This window comes from Halomonas sp. IOP_6 (assembly GCF_021151565.1).
Lineage (GTDB): Bacteria > Pseudomonadota > Gammaproteobacteria > Pseudomonadales > Halomonadaceae > Vreelandella > Vreelandella alkaliphila.
In genome coordinates this window covers 84827-101641 of sequence record NZ_JAIRBO010000001.1, presented here as the reverse complement: position 1 = coordinate 101641, position 16815 = coordinate 84827, and the positions used below count along the sequence as shown (strand labels likewise).

At 49.9% G+C, this 16815-nt stretch carries 18 protein-coding genes; 6 read left to right on the top strand and 12 right to left on the bottom strand.

Going from position 1 to position 16815, the window contains the following annotated elements; all coding sequences use genetic code 11:
• Positions 1 to 96 precede the first annotated feature (96 nt).
• Complete coding sequence (locus K7H08_RS00500; protein ID WP_231656925.1) at positions 97 to 2844, bottom strand: bifunctional acetate--CoA ligase family protein/GNAT family N-acetyltransferase; 2748 nt, start codon at positions 2842 to 2844, stop codon at positions 97 to 99.
• Positions 2845 to 2950: 106 nt separating this feature from the next.
• On the opposite strand from K7H08_RS00500, the gene K7H08_RS00495 reads away from it, so the two are divergent.
• Together K7H08_RS00495 and K7H08_RS00490 are read left to right on the top strand one after the other, a co-directional pair.
• Positions 2951 to 3892, top strand: a complete 942-nt coding sequence (locus K7H08_RS00495; protein WP_038484205.1) for a histone deacetylase family protein — start codon at positions 2951 to 2953, stop codon at positions 3890 to 3892.
• Positions 3893 to 3995: 103 nt separating this feature from the next.
• The gene (locus tag K7H08_RS00490) at positions 3996 to 4628 is read left to right on the top strand and encodes a helix-turn-helix domain-containing protein (protein WP_231656924.1); all 633 of its coding nucleotides are present in this window, start codon (positions 3996 to 3998) and stop codon (positions 4626 to 4628) included.
• Between the two features lie 41 nt (positions 4629 to 4669).
• Here K7H08_RS00490 and K7H08_RS00485 read toward each other — a convergent pair whose 3' ends face one another.
• The 8 genes from K7H08_RS00485 to K7H08_RS00450 all read right to left on the bottom strand — a co-directional run bounded on the left by K7H08_RS00485 (position 4670) and on the right by K7H08_RS00450 (position 9507).
• On the bottom strand, positions 4670 to 5020 hold the full coding sequence (locus tag K7H08_RS00485; RefSeq protein WP_231656923.1) for a TusE/DsrC/DsvC family sulfur relay protein: 351 nt from the start codon (positions 5018 to 5020) through the stop codon (positions 4670 to 4672).
• Positions 5021 to 5022: 2 nt separating this feature from the next.
• Positions 5023 to 5310, bottom strand: coding sequence for a sulfurtransferase complex subunit TusB (tusB, locus tag K7H08_RS00480; protein WP_038484196.1), 288 nt, complete (start codon positions 5308 to 5310; stop codon positions 5023 to 5025).
• 36 nt (positions 5311 to 5346) lie between these two features.
• Positions 5347 to 5712, bottom strand: a complete 366-nt coding sequence (tusC, locus tag K7H08_RS00475) for a sulfurtransferase complex subunit TusC (RefSeq protein ID WP_038484193.1) — start codon at positions 5710 to 5712, stop codon at positions 5347 to 5349.
• Between the two features lie 53 nt (positions 5713 to 5765).
• On the bottom strand, positions 5766 to 6155 hold the full coding sequence (tusD, locus tag K7H08_RS00470; RefSeq protein ID WP_038484190.1) for a sulfurtransferase complex subunit TusD: 390 nt from the start codon (positions 6153 to 6155) through the stop codon (positions 5766 to 5768).
• An 81-nt stretch (positions 6156 to 6236) separates the two neighbouring features.
• Positions 6237 to 6917 carry a Bax inhibitor-1/YccA family protein gene (locus K7H08_RS00465; RefSeq protein WP_038484188.1) on the bottom strand — a complete coding sequence of 227 codons (681 nt, stop codon included), beginning with the start codon at positions 6915 to 6917 and terminating at the stop codon, positions 6237 to 6239.
• A gap of 221 nt (positions 6918 to 7138) precedes the next feature.
• The gene (locus K7H08_RS00460; RefSeq protein ID WP_167457121.1) at positions 7139 to 7315 is read right to left on the bottom strand and encodes a hypothetical protein; all 177 of its coding nucleotides are present in this window, start codon (positions 7313 to 7315) and stop codon (positions 7139 to 7141) included.
• A gap of 115 nt (positions 7316 to 7430) precedes the next feature.
• A complete protein-coding gene (locus K7H08_RS00455) occupies positions 7431 to 8435 on the bottom strand; it encodes an aldo/keto reductase (RefSeq protein ID WP_231656922.1) in 1005 nt (334 codons plus the stop codon).
• A 22-nt stretch (positions 8436 to 8457) separates the two neighbouring features.
• Complete coding sequence (locus tag K7H08_RS00450) at positions 8458 to 9507, bottom strand: hydrolase (RefSeq protein WP_231656921.1); 1050 nt, start codon at positions 9505 to 9507, stop codon at positions 8458 to 8460.
• A gap of 297 nt (positions 9508 to 9804) precedes the next feature.
• Here K7H08_RS00450 and K7H08_RS00445 point away from each other — a divergent pair, with 297 nt between their 5' ends.
• Both K7H08_RS00445 and cydB read left to right on the top strand, forming a co-directional pair.
• Positions 9805 to 11217 (top strand): cytochrome ubiquinol oxidase subunit I, encoded by a 1413-nt coding sequence (locus K7H08_RS00445; RefSeq protein WP_038484182.1) that lies wholly within the window; start codon positions 9805 to 9807, stop codon positions 11215 to 11217.
• Complete coding sequence (gene cydB / locus K7H08_RS00440) at positions 11214 to 12212, top strand: cytochrome d ubiquinol oxidase subunit II (RefSeq protein WP_038484179.1); 999 nt, start codon at positions 11214 to 11216, stop codon at positions 12210 to 12212. Before K7H08_RS00445 ends, cydB begins: the two co-directional genes overlap by 4 nt.
• A gap of 121 nt (positions 12213 to 12333) precedes the next feature.
• On the opposite strand, the gene K7H08_RS00435 is transcribed toward cydB, so the two are convergent.
• The 3 genes from K7H08_RS00435 to K7H08_RS00425 all read right to left on the bottom strand — a co-directional run bounded on the left by K7H08_RS00435 (position 12334) and on the right by K7H08_RS00425 (position 15318).
• Positions 12334 to 13503, bottom strand: a complete 1170-nt coding sequence (locus K7H08_RS00435) for an alpha-hydroxy acid oxidase (protein ID WP_231656920.1) — start codon at positions 13501 to 13503, stop codon at positions 12334 to 12336.
• Between the two features lie 169 nt (positions 13504 to 13672).
• Positions 13673 to 13975: a helix-turn-helix domain-containing protein gene (locus K7H08_RS00430; RefSeq protein WP_089038352.1), complete on the bottom strand. Its 303-nt coding sequence runs from the start codon at positions 13973 to 13975 to the stop codon at positions 13673 to 13675.
• On the bottom strand, positions 13972 to 15318 hold the full coding sequence (locus K7H08_RS00425) for a type II toxin-antitoxin system HipA family toxin (RefSeq protein ID WP_231656919.1): 1347 nt from the start codon (positions 15316 to 15318) through the stop codon (positions 13972 to 13974). Before K7H08_RS00425 ends, K7H08_RS00430 begins: the two co-directional genes overlap by 4 nt.
• Before the next feature lie 179 nt (positions 15319 to 15497).
• On the opposite strand from K7H08_RS00425, the gene K7H08_RS00420 reads away from it, so the two are divergent.
• Together K7H08_RS00420 and K7H08_RS00415 are read left to right on the top strand one after the other, a co-directional pair.
• Entirely contained in the window at positions 15498 to 15803 is a 306-nt protein-coding gene (locus K7H08_RS00420) for a hypothetical protein (RefSeq protein WP_231656918.1), read from the top strand.
• A 148-nt stretch (positions 15804 to 15951) separates the two neighbouring features.
• Entirely contained in the window at positions 15952 to 16731 is a 780-nt protein-coding gene (locus K7H08_RS00415; RefSeq protein ID WP_095602917.1) for a transporter substrate-binding domain-containing protein, read from the top strand.
• Positions 16732 to 16815 lie beyond the last annotated feature (84 nt).

Genomic DNA, 16815 nt, shown 5'->3' with positions numbered 1-16815 from the left:
GTGGCTTCTTAATTTAGACACTGTTTTCACTCGATTTACCCATCCCATGAATGAGCCTGCCTCTTTTGAGACAGGCTTATTTGGGTCAGCAATAGCTTAGTCAGGCTGACTCTCCAACCGGTGACGCTGCCATTCGCTTTCAGGCTCGTTCAACCTGAGCACGGCATCAATCACCTGCTCTTCCATGTTGTAGCGACATCTAAAGCCCAAGTGCTTCATCAAGGCGCGCATGGGATGGTTATCTACCATAATTTTGCCGATCATTTCGAGCGTGCCAATGTTGGTGCAGTAATCGATCATCTTTTTCATTAACAGGCTACCAATACCCAGCCCCTGCAAGTCGTCACGGATAATGACCGAAAATTCCGTGCGAATATTATCGGGATCATTCCATACCCGAACGACACCCAACATCTCCTTACTCCCGTCATCGTGCTGATGTTCGGCAATAAAGGCCATCTGTCGGTCGTAGTTGATATGCGACAGAATCGACAAATCACGCTGGGTTAGGTTGGATTTATTATGGAAATAACGAAAACGAATGCTCTCCTCTGATAACTGTCGGTGGAACGTCGTAATCAGAGGGGCATCTTCCGCGCGGATGGGGCGAACCTCTACCCGCCATCCATTTGTCAGCGTTACCCATTCACGTAGCTCTTCAGGGTAAGGCATGATGGCAAAACGCGCAGGCGGGCCTAAGTCCATGGCAAAATCCACTGCTAACATCCCATCACGGTTCAGCAGCAAAGGATTGAGTTCGAGCCCCCTCAAGTCGCCCAAGTCAGAAGCCATTTGGGATAGCTTGACCAACAGTTGGCAGAGCCGCTGGATATCTCGTTCGGGGTCGGCCGAATGCTCGCGAATCAATGAAGCCGCATGGGTTCTACCCACCACGTCAGCGGCCAAACTCATGTTTAGCGGTGGTAGCGCAATCTGACGATCCGCTAGCACGTTCACTTTATAGCCACCTATCCCGAAAACAATCAGCGGACCGAACACAGGATCACGAGTGATCCCGGCACAGATCTGCATTGAGTGTTTACCACGCTGCATTGGCTGCAAACAGTATTCGCGAATAGCATATTCGGGGAATTTCTCGCGCACCTTATCGCCTAGCTGACGGATCCCTTCGGCCACTTGCTCCGGCGTTTCTAAATCTTGCAGTAGACCCGCGGATATTTTATGGGGGTGTTTACGGTAGCGATAAGGGCGGCAATTGCCCTCGTGAATGACTTTTAGCGCCTTAGGACCTGGAAAATGATCTGCCATCGCTAAGGCATCTTCCGGATTAGCCAAATAGACACTAGGTGCGGCAGGAATGCCATAGGCTTCTAGCACTTGGGCTGTTTCTGAATGGGTCAACGTTTGCCGCCCCTCCGCTTTGGCATTTTTAATCAGCGCGCGACACTCCGCACGAATCTCTGCGCTGGTGGAAAAAGGTAAGCTAGGCGGAATTTCATGCAGCAGCGCCTGAACACGCTGATAGTCCACCATATGCATAAATGCTTTCACTGCCTTTTCCGGCGATGTATAGGTGGGGATACCCGCCAAATTGCACACATGCCTAGCATTCAGGGCTTCTTTCAGCCCCATCCAACTCGTCAGCAAGTTACGTTTAAATGTTTTTCGATGATCAATCAGCGCCTGAGCGGTGGCCAATGAGGGCGCTAAACGAGTAGGCGCGTGAACCACCAGTACGGCATCCACATTTGGATCGGCAGTGACAATTTTTAACGCTTCTACAAAACGCTCTGGCGTCGCGTTGCCGCCTAAATCCACTGGGTTCTCACCGGGTTTGCTCATATCTACCTGGCTTTTATGCAGCACACGCTGGGTCTCTTCGCTAAACTCCGCCAGTTTACCGCCCGCACTTATCAGTTTATCGATCGCCAGCATGGCGGGCCCTAAGCCATTAGACACAATAGCCAATCGGTCGCCGCGAAGCGGCTTCATGCGCGATAAGGTTTCAAGCGCATCCAGCAATTCATCATAATCATTGACGCGAACAACGCCCGCTCGAGCGAAAGCCGCGTCAAACACCACATCACGATTAGCAATACCTGGTGTGGGAGCCATACCCGAAATATCAGACTGTGGCGTTCGCCCACTCTTGATGGCGACTACCAAGCGGTTACGCGATGCATCACGTACGGAGGTCATAAAGTGCTGAGCATCCATCACGCGCTCAAGGTGTAGCAGAATCGCTTGCGCTGGAGAAAACTGATTCACATAATCAATCAAATCTGGCAGTAGCACATCAACACTGTCACCTACCGTGATCAAGTGTGAAAAGCCAACATCGCGGCCAGCAGCCCAATCAATCATGGCATTTGCCAACATGCCCGATTGCCCTAAATAGGCCACCTTGCCTGCTTGAACTGGCTGACTGGCATAGGAAACATTCAGTTTCTTCCCAGGCACAATCAGCCCCATGCACTCGGGCCCTAGCACCCGGATACCCGACTCTATCGCCGACTGCAACATACGTTGCCGGATTGAGCCTTTGTTGCCCGTCTCACGATCAAGGTAGGCACCACCGGAAAGCACCAAAGCAGCTTTAACACCAAACTGCCCAAGTTTTTTGATAAGACTAGGAACACCATCGATTGGGGAACAGATAACCGCTAAATCAGGGATTTCTGGCAGTTCATTCACGGTGCGGACGCAATCCACGCCGAAGACTGTGTCATATCCTTTCAGATTGACCGCCCATATTTTCCCCCTAAAACCGCCCTCTTGGAGGTTACTGAGCACTAAACCACCCAACGAGGCTGGCTTTTCAGAGGCACCGAACACGGCCACTGTGCGCGGTTCGAAAAAATGATGCAAAAAACGTGTGCTCACGAATGCGTCTCCCCTGAAATTAATAACCACTGTGTACGACTTATTGACACTGTCGCGCAAGCCCCTGAGACGATTAAGGTGGCGATATTGTCTTCGGAGCGCTTGCATGATTACTGCCTACCTTACTCACCCAGACTGCGCATTGCACCATATGGGGCCTGAGCACCCTGAAAGCCCTCAACGGCTTGAAGCGATTCGTGCACGCCTATCTCTAGCAGGCCTTCTTCAACAAACCATGCAGGCGGACGCCAAAGAGGCGTGTGACGAGGCGTTAGCAAGAGTGCACCCAACAAGGCACCTTAATGCGTTAGAGAAGTGCCTGCCGAAAGAAGGCATCGTTACACTCGATAGCGACACAATGATGAACCCCGATAGCCTAAAAGCGGCGAGAGTGGCCGCAGGAGCCGTCATTCGCGGAGTTGATCAAGTCTTTAAGCGCCAAGCTGACAACGTATTTTGCGCAGTACGGCCACCAGGGCATCATGCAGAAGCGGCTGATGCGATGGGGTTTTGTTTCTATAACAACATTGCCGTCGGTGCGGCCCATGCAAAAGCAAAATATGGTGCTAAACGTATCGCAATACTCGATTTTGATGTCCATCAATGCAACGGCACGATTGATATCTTCAAAAATGATCCAGAGGTACTGGTGTGCACGAGTTTCCAGTATCCGTTTTACCCATGGCGTTATTTACGCAGTGAATGGCAGAATGTGGTCAATACGCCGCTGGAAGTAGGCACTGATAGTAAAGAGTTTAGACGCATTATCGAACGACAATGGCTTCCCGCTCTCCATGCGTTCAAACCAGACTTAGTCATGCTTTCTGCAGGCTTTGATGCTCATCGCGACGACCCTATGGGAGACATCTGTTTAGAAGATGAGGACTTTTATTGGATAACCCACTTAGCAATGGAGATTGCAGCCCTCTATGCAGAAAACCGGGTAGTTTCAGTACTTGAGGGGGGATATAACCCGAAAACCCTCGCTAGCGGAGCAGAAGCTCACTTAAAAGCGCTATTGGGTTTGCCCTTTACGGATGTTCCATGACGTATGCCAATCACTATTGAGAAACCGTCATGCGACGGCGACCTTGATACAGAGCGTCTGTGATAACATGCGGTTTTATTGACGTTTACTCACGTGGCTTTTTATGACCGCTACTACTGAAGAGCATGCTGCGCTGCGCATAGCCTCTGGGCGAAAGCCCTTTGTCGAACCTTTACGCCTGGGGGAACGTTTAAAACAGATTCGCCTTGCTAACCAGTGGACATTGGAAGACGTCAGCCAGCGCACAGGCTTAGCACGCTCAACGCTCTCCAAGATCGAAAATGACCAAGTGTCGCCTACGTTCAGTGTGGTTCAAAAACTTATTACCGGCCTGAACATCGACCTGCCCCAGCTATTTACGCCGCCGAAGCGTGAGCGCTATACCATGGGGCGTAGAGATCTTACCCGTAAGGGCAAGGGCCAAGTGCACCCTACCCCTACCTACGAGCATGAGCTGCTAGGGCATCAGCTTGCTCAAAAGCGCATGATTCCCTTCAAGACCATTGTTAGAGCACGCAGTTTTGATGAGTATCATCAGTGGGTTCGACACGACGGTGAAGAATTTCTGATGATTTTAGAAGGCGATATTTTGTTATACACAGAATTTTATGCGCCTCTCCTGCTCGCCGAAGGCGATAGTATTTATTTTGATAGCGACATGGGGCATGCCCTTGTTTCTACCAGCCCAGAAGATGCGGTCGTGCTTTCTGTTTGCACACGGGGCGACTCGGTCTAACGCCAAGATTTCGTATTGCTCAAAATAACCGCAAAAAATAGCTATAAACAGTTTGTGGGCTTAGGAAGGCCAGCGATGCGAGCAATACGCTTTGGTGGACTCCCCGGAAACAGCGTCATTAAATAAATCGAATTCCCCTTCTCATCACCCAGCGCCTGTTTTGTGGCTTTCACTAAGGGCCGCATTGCGGGTGCCATTTCATATCGACCATAAAAATCGCGCACCAGCTGAATAATTTCCCAGTGTTTTTCTGTGAGAGTTAACCCTTCATCCTCAGCGAGTAACTGAGCAACCTCATCGCTCCACTGATCCTGCTTAACTAGATATCCCTCAGGATCTAGTTGAATTTTTTGTGATAAATCGAGATAACGGTATAAACTTTGATTACTCATATTCAATACCAGGAAATGATCTTTTCATTTTGCTCGGTCAACCTAATAAAGCCATCCATCTCTATCAAAGGCAGCCCATGGCTTGTGGCAACAGAGTGAACCCCTCTCGAAATAGCATCTTCAGCTAGCAAAAAAATCGACGCTGTATTGGCTGCCCAGCCTTGCCATTCAGGATAGAGCGCAGCCTGCACGCCGTCTTCTATCAGCACAACAGAATCGCCATTGCTGAGTGCGTTAAGCATTTGCACAGCAGCATCGCTATGGGGAGGTTTATTCAGAATATGCAGCATAGTTATTGGCTACTCTGCTAAAAATTGAGCGCAAAATTAAAAATTAAGAACATAATTATAACGCTGGAATAGGTCTGGCACGTCTGAAGGCGAGACTAGGGTAACTCCCTCAACCAGCTGATCAGTGGCTATATTGAAGGCTTGTAGAGTCTCGGTAGGGACTAATATGTTTTCTATATCGTACATTTCTAACATATTAATTGTCGGTAGCGTGGCTTTTTGGCCAGGCGCGCCAACCTGTTGCTCTTTGAGTAACGCGAATATCCCCTGCCCTAAAAACAGCAGATCAACAGCTTGCCCAAAGGCAGCAGACACTAGCGCAACATCCAGCCCTTCCCGCAACTCATTTGAGCTATAGGGCGCATGTCGTATAACGATAAGTCGCTCATTTGCTTCAGCCATCTTAGTCCTACCTATCTACTCTGGTCGCCCTGTTTTCAGCCCTGTTCTCACTACTAAGCAAACGTAATCAAACGATCACAGCGCTGCTGTAGCTCAAGCAGTTGTCCTAGCCCCGTTAATTCAAAGGGTGGCTCAAGATTGAAGTTCACTTTCCCGTGCCGCTTTGCCTCTGCTTCACTCACCACGCCACGGCGTAACGCCGCCGCGATGCATACATCTAATGCCACCCCGTGCTGATGATGCAGGTCAACCCAAGCATCTCGCATATTGAGCTCATCCTGTGGAGGAGACATTAGTCGGGAGGCATTATGAACGCCATCTTGATAGAAAAAAACGCCCTTGATGTGGTGTCCTTCATTTAGCACTGCTTGGGCAAATCGCAGCGCGGAATGAGGGGCTGCACTACTATACGGCGCCCCCATGACCAATAAGCCATACTCCATCGGATTATCTCGATACAGTCCGCCCTAAAAAAAACAGACCCTAGCAAGTAGGGTCTGTCGCGATAGTACTGCAGGGGTTGATCAATCGTTGCTCATAATGCCTAAAATCGAGAGCAGACTGATGAACAGGTTATAAATGGAAACATAAAGCGTAATAGTTGCGAGGATGTAGTTGGTCTCTCCCGCCCGGTGAACAATTTCACTGGTTTGGTAGAGGATCGCAGCTGATGCAAACAGCACAAAACCAGCGGAAACCATCAATGAAAGCGCAGGAATATTGAAGATCAGCCCAGCTACCATGGCCAAAATCAACACAATGGCACCAGCCATTAGGAAATTACCTAAAAAGCTGAAGTCTTTCTTGGTGGTTAATGCAACCGCAGAAAGGCCAATAAACGTCAAGCCAGTCATTGCCAATGCATTCATTATCAAAGCGCCACCGTTAGGCAACGTAAGATAGGCGGAAATGATTGGGCCAAGCGTAAAGCCCATAAATCCGGTGAATGCAAAAGTCGCCAGCAGACCAGCTGCTGAATTGGCCGTTTTGTGAACCAGGAACATCAGCCCGTATGCACCGATAAAGAACACAAAAATGTTCATTTGTTGGATGCCCATTGCGACAGAGGCACCAGCGGTGACTGCAGAGAATAGCAATGTCATGGCCAATAGCGCGTAGGTGTTACGCAGAACTTTATTAGCGCTAACACTACTTACTTCGCTGCGCGTTTGCGCTCTCGCCGTGTTCGAATCGTTAAAAGCCATTTATCTATGCTCCCTAATGGTAATACTAACAACGGACAAGGATGCCGTTACCAAGTTCCAGACGCAAGTATTTGTCTTCCACGCAAACAACTGCTTTTTAAGGCACTTGCTCCTCCAGCGTTGACTATGCTTAACATTCCACACCACTTTGGACATAGAAATGCGCTATAAAATTCCCCTGACCGTGCCACATTTGGCGTGATTATCTTCGCCTCTTCTGCTTACAGCTTCACTGCTGGCGGTGAAACGTTATCGTCGTCTTCTTCCTTGTGAGGTAAATGCTGCATTGTCGCTGCTTGACGCGCATCCTGAGCGTTATAGAGACGTGCATCGATCACGTTCAGCACCGCCAACTGTGCAAATAGCACGGCAAAACAAATAATCAGACCTTTTAACATGGCAGTGCTCCTTGGTGGGCTAACAACATCGTCGTTGGTAGCGAATAATAGTCCTAGGCGGAAAGAAAGCAACGGTGTTTGGTAAAATCACCATTTGCCCTATCAATTTACTCTATTAATCCGCAAATTCTTCAGTGTCAATATCGGCTTGTTGCGCATCGCTATAACGAGCGCCAGCGACTTGGCTCGGCAACAGCATACCGTTGAGCTGAGTCACTGTTGCGTCATCCAGTACGACCGTTTCAGCGCGTAAGTTCTCGCGTATATGCGTCACTGAGCAGGAACCAGGAATAGGCACAATATGATGGCCCTGGGCGTTTAACCAAGCTAGCGCCAGCTGTGCGAGTGAGATCTCAAGACGCCTAGCCATTGTTTTAACGTCATCCAACAAAGCTATATTGTGAGGTAAATTGTCTTTACTAAAGCGAGGCATTCCGGCGCGCATATCCCCTGTCGAAAACTGGGTACTTTCTTCCACTGCCCCCGTCAGAAAACCACGCCCAAGTGGACTGAACGCCACTAAGGCGGCACCGAGCTCCGCACATACATCCTTCAGAGCAATGTCGGGATTACGTGTCCAGAGTGAGTATTCTGACTGTACTGCTGCGACTGGATATTCCGCATTACCTCTACTAAGTGTTTCTGCCGATACCTCAGATAAACCAACCGCACCAATTTTACCCTCTTCCACTAGTCGGCCCAGCGCCCCAACACTCTCTTCAATAGGAACACTGCGATCTAGGCGATGCAGGTAGTAAATATCCAAATAATCCGTTTTCAGTCGTGACAGACTCTCTTCACACTGGCGACGCAATGTGCCGGGGCGACCATCGATAATGCGCTTCCCTGTTTCAGCATCCAATGCCATTCCACACTTGCTGGCGAGAAACAGCTGGTGCCTTTTTGTTTTTAAAGCGAGCCCCAACAACCGCTCATTTGCTGTTCCACCATAGAGCGTCGCCGTATCAAAATGGCGGTATCCCATATCAAAAGCTTCTTCCAATACCCGAAGCGCCTCTGTTTCTGGCACATACTGCCCATAGCCATGGGAAAGATTCATGCATCCCAAGCCAATACGAGGAGACGAGACACCGTTTAATCGGTCAAAGAACACGGACATAGCAACCTCAGGGTGATTGACGTTAATTGGATAGTAGTGCGCTAGTGTTATGCGTTTTACCCTGGCTACAAACCTGCGACTGCAGCCAGTCAGGCAATCGGTGTTCAAGATAATAACGCGGCCGCCACGGAGGACCCTCTATAAAGCCCACATGGCCACCCGAGGCATGAAGCTCCAGGGTGACATTGCTTGGCAAAGTTTCCGCATTAGGAACGCTCTGTGGGTAGATAAAAGGGTCATCTAGCGCATGCACAATGAGCGTTGGAATACGAAGGTGCTCCACGAAGAAAGCACTGCTGCAGCGATGGTAATAGTCATCAGCACTTTCAAAGCCATGCAGTGGCGCAGTAACGCGGCCATCGAAGTCCCAAAACGTCTTCATACCTTGTAATGTTTCAAGCGCCGCTAAACGCGCCAGTTCTTCCCTTCGCCCTTGGCATAAAAACACCTGCTGTTTATGTTCAACATACTGGCGCAAGTCTCGCAGGAAACGGGCCTGGTAAATTCTGGAGAAGCCTTTACTTATTCGGTCTGCGCAGTGGTCTAGCCGAAACGGTACCGATACTGCTACCGCCGCCTGCAACGGAGTATTGCCACCCTCTTCACCCAAATACTTGAGCAACACATTGCCACCCAATGAGTAACCTATCGCGGCAAACAATTTGTATGGATAGCGTAACGTTAGTTGCTGAACCACGTCCGCTAAGTCCTCACTCGCGCCAGAGTGATATCCCCTGGCACGATGGTTTGGCTCACCAGAGCAGCCACGCCAATTGACAGCCACGCTCTGCCAACCGCGCGCCGCTAACGCTTGTTGTTGCCCTAGTATATACAGTGAAGAAGAACTGCCAGTTAGGCCATGAAGCAGCAGTACACAATTCGCCGACTCACCCTCAGGCCCATACCAATCCACATCGATAAAATCACCATCTTGAAGCCTCATTCGCTCCCGCCGGCGTTGTAATTGGGGCGATGTCCGCCATAGCGGGCTATAGAGCGTTTGCAAATGTCCGCCTGGCAGCCAGCGCGAAGGTCGAAATGGAGGCAGAGATGAAGACGGGATTGAAGACATGGAGGAAAAGCGCCAGCAAAAAAACAGCTGAATAGCTTAGCAAAATTTGTAAGCAGATTTGATTATGGCAGAAATATCGCCTGGGGCTCGCCTAAAGCAGAAGCCACTTGTGTGCAGCGTTCTCATAGATGCGACAATACGCCATGCATCATTAGATACTTTCAACTTACGTCGCAGAGTGGTTTCAACTACTATTGTTAATGATTAAAGAAATATAGCCATAGCCTTTAAGAATATAGCTCCTGCGACAACTACTGATTTTCAATACTTTCATGCCACACGATCTAGGAGGTCGCCATGGAATTAGATCCTCTGTTGCTTTCAAGGCTGCAGTTCGCTTTTGTTGTCTCTTTTCATGCCATTTTTCCGGTGTTTACTATCGGTCTGGCTTCCTACATCGCGCTACTGCATGGCCTGTTTTACAAAACGGAAAACCCCGCTTGGGATCGCTTGGCGCTCTTCTGGACAAAAGTGTTTGCCGTTGTGTTTGGCATGGGCGTCGTATCAGGCATTGTTATGTCGTTTCAGTTTGGTACTAACTGGAGCAACTTTGCCTACGCCACATCTAACTTCTTAGGTCCTGTCCTCAGCTATGAGGTAGTAACGGCCTTTTTCCTAGAAGCTGCTTTTCTAGGCGTACTGTTATTTGGCCGCAATAAAGTACCTGAAGGTGTGCATTTATTTGCTGCCATCATGGTTGCTGTAGGCACGTTTATATCTTCTTTCTGGATACTTTCTGCCAACAGTTGGATGCAAACTCCTGCAGGTTTTGAGCTGATCGACGGTCGGTTTCATATCACTTCTTGGATGGAAGCACTCTTTAACCCCTCCTTCTGGTATCGCTTTGTTCACATGGGCATGGCTTCTTTCCTAACCGGCGGGTTCGTCGTTGCAGGTGTTAGCGCCTGGTTCTTACTGCGCAAGCGTGATGTTGAAGCTAACAAAAAAGCGCTATCCATGTGTTTGTGGTTACTGCTGATCTTAGCGCCAGCACAAGCGGTAGTCGGCGATTTTCACGGTCTGAACACCTTGGAGCACCAGCCAACGAAAGTAGCCGCCATGGAGGGTAACTGGGAAACGCAAACCAATGTGCCACTTCTGCTTTTTGCTATTCCTGATAAAGAAGCCCAGACCAATCATTTTGAAATTGGCATCCCCAACCTTGCCAGCTTGATTCTGACGCACCATGTCGATGGTGAAGTTCCGGGGCTTAACGCAGTACCGATAGAAGAGCAGCCTCCTGTCATCATTGTATTCTGGGCTTTCCGCGTCATGGTAGGCATTGGCTTGCTGATGATTGCTGTTGCGCTGACTGGATTGTTTCTGCGTCGTAAGGGGCGTGTCTATGAAAACCCGCTTTTCTTAAAAACGCTTACCGTCATGATTGCATCCCCTTTCCTTGCGGTTCTGGGTGGTTGGATTGTTACCGAATCAGGACGTGCGCCTTGGTTAGTGTATGGCGTCATGACTCACGCGGAAGGGTTAACGCCTTCCCTTACTGGCGGTATGGCGCTGTTTACCTTGATTGGCTATATCGCTGTTTACAGCGTGGTGTTTTTTACCGGTATTTATTATCTAACGCGCGTTGTGCGCAATGGCATGAAAGAAGAAACACAGGCTGAAGTTGAAGGCGAGGTTGAACGCCCGAAACGCCCCCTATCAGCAGCACACACCCCCTTTGATGATGATTTGGAAGGAGCCAACACATGAGTATTGATCTTTCACTCATCTGGGCTGCCATTATTGGCTTTGGCGTCATTATGTATGTCTTGATGGATGGCTTCGATCTAGGGCTTGGGATTTTGTTTCCCTTCGCGCCTGATGAAGAGTCACGCGATGTGATGATGAACTCTGTTGCTCCCGTGTGGGATGGCAATGAGACTTGGTTAGTACTAGGTGGTGCAGGGCTGCTCGGCGCCTTTCCTTTAGTTTATTCCGTGTTTTTGCCCGCGCTCTATATCGGTGTTTTCCTAATGCTGGCTGGCTTGATTTTTCGCGGCATCTCGTTCGAGTTTCGCTTCAAGTCTAAGAAAAACCGCCGTTGGTGGAACCGCGCATTTTGTTGGGGCTCTGCCATTGCGACCTTCGCTCAAGGCGCGGTCGTCGGCGCTTACATCCAAGGGTTTGCTGTCGAAGACTTTCGCTATGTCGGTGGCGCACTGGATTGGTTGACGCCCTTTACTGTATTGACGGGGCTTGGACTAATGGCGGGCTACGCACTGCTTGGTTCTACGTGGCTGATCCTGAAGTCAGAAGGCCATGTCCAGCAGTGGGCCTATCGCATCACACCAAAATTACTCTTAGCGGTATTGGTGGTATTTGGCATTGTTAGCCTGTGGACACCGCTGGTTAGTCCAGAAGTGCGTGACCGCTGGATGAACCAGATCCACCTAATTTGGCTGTTCCCCATTCTTGCCATGGTCTGCGCTGGCGCTCTTTATCGTGCCGTCAAACGCCAGCAGGAAGGCTTACCGTTTGTCTCAACATTGGGCCTATTTATCTTTACCTACCTAGGCCTCATCGCCAGTAAATGGCCGGTTATCGTACCGCCAAACTATACAATTTGGGATGCCGCTTCAGCACCTGAGTCGCAATTGTTTTTGCTGATCGGCGTGCTGTTTGTAATCCCTATCGTATTGGCCTACACCGCCTGGTCTTACTGGGTATTCCGCGGCAAGGTCAAAGTGGGCGAAGGGTACCACTGAGGCTCTACCAGTTAATCTGTTGATTGCTTGTCACAAATTGCTTGTAACAAAAAAGAAGGGTGCCATTTGGGCACCCTTCTTTTATTACTTTGGATATAACGTAGACCTCACTGAGCGCGGTCTAAAGCTTGACAGTAGGATCAGCAAAACCATGCGGCACATAAAGATTATGAGGGCCTAAGCGGCTAACATCTGTTTCTCCACATAGCGCCATTGTGGTATCAAGCTCTTTATGAATAATCTGTAGCGCCCTGGTGACGCCCTCTTCACCGGCAGCCCCTAAACCATAGGTAAAAGCACGCCCAATGTAGGTTCCCTTAGCCCCCAGCGCCAACGCTTTCAGCACGTCCTGGCCCGAACGGATACCAGAATCGAGATGGACTTCTATCTCGTCACCCACTTCATCGATAATACTTGTCAGCATTCGGATCGAGCTCATTGCTCCATCAAGCTGACGTCCGCCATGATTAGAAACAATAATGGCATCAGCGCCTATCTCTACGGCACAGCGCGCATCCTCAGGGGTCATAATGCCCTTCACAATCAGCTTACCACCCCACCACTCTTTGAATTGCGCAATACGCTTCCAGTCCAGCGATACATCGAAGGCTTCTGCTGTCCACGCTGACAATGAGGAAGGGTCAGTAACCCCTTTGGCATGCCCCACAATATTGCCAAATGAGCGACGCTTGGTTTTCAGCATCTCCAGACCCCAAGGAATTTTCGTCGCCATGTTGGCAATCGATTTTGCGGTCAATTTAGGGGGTGCAGAGAGTCCGTTTTTGAGATCTTTGTGGCGCTGCCCCAGTACTTGCAAATCGACAGTGACCACAACAGCTGAGCAGTTAGCCGCCTTGGCACGCTCAAACAAGCGGCGCATAAAATTATCATCTTTTAAGGTATACACCTGGAACCAGAACGGCTGCGTAGTGTGTTCTGCGACGTCCTCAATCGAGCAAATCGACATGGTCGACAGCGTAAACAGCACACCAAATTTTTCAGCCGCCCGTGCTGCTTTAATTTCGCCATCTGCCGATTGCATTCCCGTTAGCCCTACAGGTGCAAGCGCAACCGGCATAGCCACATCTTCGCCCAGCATAGAACTTCGCGTAGAACGCCCGGACATATCGACCGCAACACGCTGTTTTAAATGAATATGCTGGAAGTCGCTGGTATTTTCACGAAAGGTTTGCTCTGTCCAACTGCCCGACTCGGCGTAGTCATAAAACATTTTTGGTGTACGGCGGGCGTAATGGCGACGAAGGTCTTCAATGTTGGTATAGATCGGCATAACACATCCTTAATAAATATTGTTCTCATTAGTATCTAGAACAGACGGCCTATATTGTTCTCCAATACTGCACAAGTAAACGCCCTGTTTCGCTCTCTTTACTCAGCAAACTATTTCAGCATAACCAGTAGAGATTTGAGGAAATGGCAGGGCATTAAAAGGAAACAAGTTACTCGGTGAACGCCAATATCTGCTCCAACAGAGCACGCTTACGCGGCAGCAAACTCACTTCTAACCCTAGCGGCCGAAATACACGATTCTTAACCTCTAGGGTGACATTATTTTTATCACCCTCCAGATCCGACAACGTTCGTCGACTGATGCCCACCAAGGCGGCATAACGTGTTTGGTTTAATCCCAGCACATCGCGGCGTAACGCACGCAATAATGCTCCATCGGTGATTTCCCCCGCATAGAAGCGTTTCAACAGAGCCACCAGGGCCTCTTCGCGATCATCAGAATAGCGCTTCATAGCAACCCCCAGCGCTTGAGTCGAGTGTTGATAGTGCGTAGGCCGACTGCAGGCATATCAAGGATTCGGGGTGGAACTCCACGGGCAGCCAAGCGTTCATCGACGCCCTCTAGCTTCAATGCAAGCGCACGGAGCTCTTCCATCACTCGCGCTGGATCGACAACGTCTGCCAGGGTGTCGGCAATTCCTCGCCAATCGTACTCCCCGCCAACTTCCAGGGGCGTTCCCCATTGCGTTGTTCGTGTCACACCCTCGGGGTCAGCCTTCATGGGCGCGAAGTCATATACGGGGGCAAGTTCAATGCCTTCGGGGCGCTTCAATAACGCCGTATTCCGGCCATGATTGTCAGAGTTGCCGAAAGCGATATTCAACAAATCACGCTTAATCCACTCCAAAGCAAAGCGCTCGCCATCGAAAACGGCGCCTTGTTCTTGCACGTGATATTGAGCCTTCAGCAAACTAATTAGTTGGCGAATTGTTTCGCCATGATGAAGGAAAGTGCCCGGCGCGGCGCCTACCAAGGAGTAGACTGACTCCAGGCCATAGCGAACCCAAGTGCCGTCGAGGTACTGCATGTCGAAACGGGGTAACCACAGAGACGGGTAACGCTCTCCCTCCACCAAACGCATCTGTTCGGTATCTATCGTGGCCACCCCTAACGATGCAAGCTCCTGATAGTAGTGATATTCAGCTCTCAAGATGTCGCAATCGTCAGCTGAGCGTTTACCGCGTGGAAATTTCACCAGCATGGGTAGGTCAGGTCGGTGGCTTTCATCCTGCCAGGTATCAATCCAAACGTGGTCGTCGTTCGTCAATCTGAGCAGCAATTTTGGCGCTTCACCGCCAGCCCCAGTGGCACCACCACTGGCCGCCCCCATCTGCTGGGCATACTCTAAAAAGTCCACCTGACGCTCTACAACGCTTTGCAGCGGAAACCGTCGCTCCTCTAAGGCTTTCTTTACGGAGAGATCAGGCACTGATTCTTTGATTCGTAAGTTACCGACCGGCGCGATAGTGCCACGTGCCAGTAATTCAGCATCCTGTTGCCCAACCGGTAAATCGTGAAGCCCTAGATAATCCACCCAAAAACGTCGGCTAGCTCCGGCCGGCATAATGTCTTCCAAGAAACCGAACCAGTGTGGCGATTCATGGGTCAGCATTAACTCGATAGGCAACCGCATACTGCAAGCGTGCAGGTCATCTTGAAATAGCCACTCAACGGCATAGTCAGTCGCATAGCGCAGCCGAGACTCCCCACGAGTACCCTGCTCAGGGTTAGGCAACGACAATTCAGCCGCATCATGCCACGCTTGTTCAAAATGAACCTGTATCGTTAACTTCACGAATCACCCATGCCGAAAGCCGCTGATGTCCGAAATTATTGATGCGCAGTAAAGTGCTCAAAAACTCTTCCGCCGATCACTTATGAGCAGTTTAACGCACACAATTACCACAACAAAGAATTAATGAGCATTATAGTGCACACTGAATTATCCGCACGAGCGCCATATTGGAGCCTAATGTGAATATTACCCATTTAGAGCATGTGTTTGTCGCGCTACTGATTCAAATGGCTCTACTTCCTTTTGCAAACGCAAGAGTCACCGGTGCCATCGCGGTAGCACTGTTGCTTGGACGTGAGATTGCACAACATGAATACAGGTTAGCCGTTCAACGTGGTTGGGAATGGGGGCAAACGTTACCGGTGGGCATATTTGAAGGTGTTTGGCGTGGCTGGACGCTGGATTCGGTATTAGACGTTGTTTTACCTGCCCTGACATGCACAGTAGTGGCCATTACGATCAAAATCATAAAGCCAAACGGCTAAATCGCGAAAGCTAAGCGTCTGGGAACGACAAAAGACCCTGACTCCTCAGAAGCTTTTAACAAGCCTCTATAAAGAACTTTACCTATTACGCGAATCATGCAAAATTACTTAATCAACACCTTATATAAAAACGAAAAAAGGAAAGTCTATGCCCCGCAGTCACATAGGAATAGCAACGGCGCTTACATCACTGCTATTTGCCGTTCCAGCCTACTCCGACGATCCACTTCGCCTCGCTGTTGATGTTCCCTTTGAGCCTTTTGAGTATCGCTTGCCCGACGGCACCCTAACAGGCTTTGAGGTGGAGCTGGGTGAAGAAGTATGTCGACGCATCGAGCGTGAGTGCGAATGGGTAGAGCAAGGCTGGGACGGCATCATCCCCGGCTTATTAGCACGCAAATACGACGCCATCATGTCCTCAATGGCAATCACCGATGCGCGCCGCGAGCAAGTGCTGTTCTCAGAACCCTACTACAGCAACCCTAGTGTCTGGGTGACTCAGGAAGGCAAAGAGATCGATATTGAGGATCACGACGCCCTTGAAGGCATATCGGTAGGCGTTCAGCGTGGCACCATCCGCGATGAGTACATCACCGACACCTATGGCGATCTCGTTGACGTACGGCGCTATGCAACAGGCGAAGATCTCGCGGTAGACATTAGAACAGGTCGTTTAGACGCAGCTTTTATGTATTACCCACTAGCGCTGTCATCGCTTGAAGTTAACGCTGAAGGCAGTGGGATTGTTACCAGCTCGCCGCTGATCCGCGAGCCCAAGCACTATTTCGGACATGGCGTGGCGGCAGCCTTCCATCCTCGCAATGAAGCCCTGGCGGAGCAGTTCAATGAGGCACTGCGAGAAATCAAGCAAGACGGTACCTACGACGAGCTAATGAACAAATACGTCGACTACGACATCAAGATCTAAGATCTGTCACTATCTCAACAACTATAACCCCAGGGATAACACGCTACGCTTACCCCTGGGGTCGTTGTATTAAGTAGAGAACAA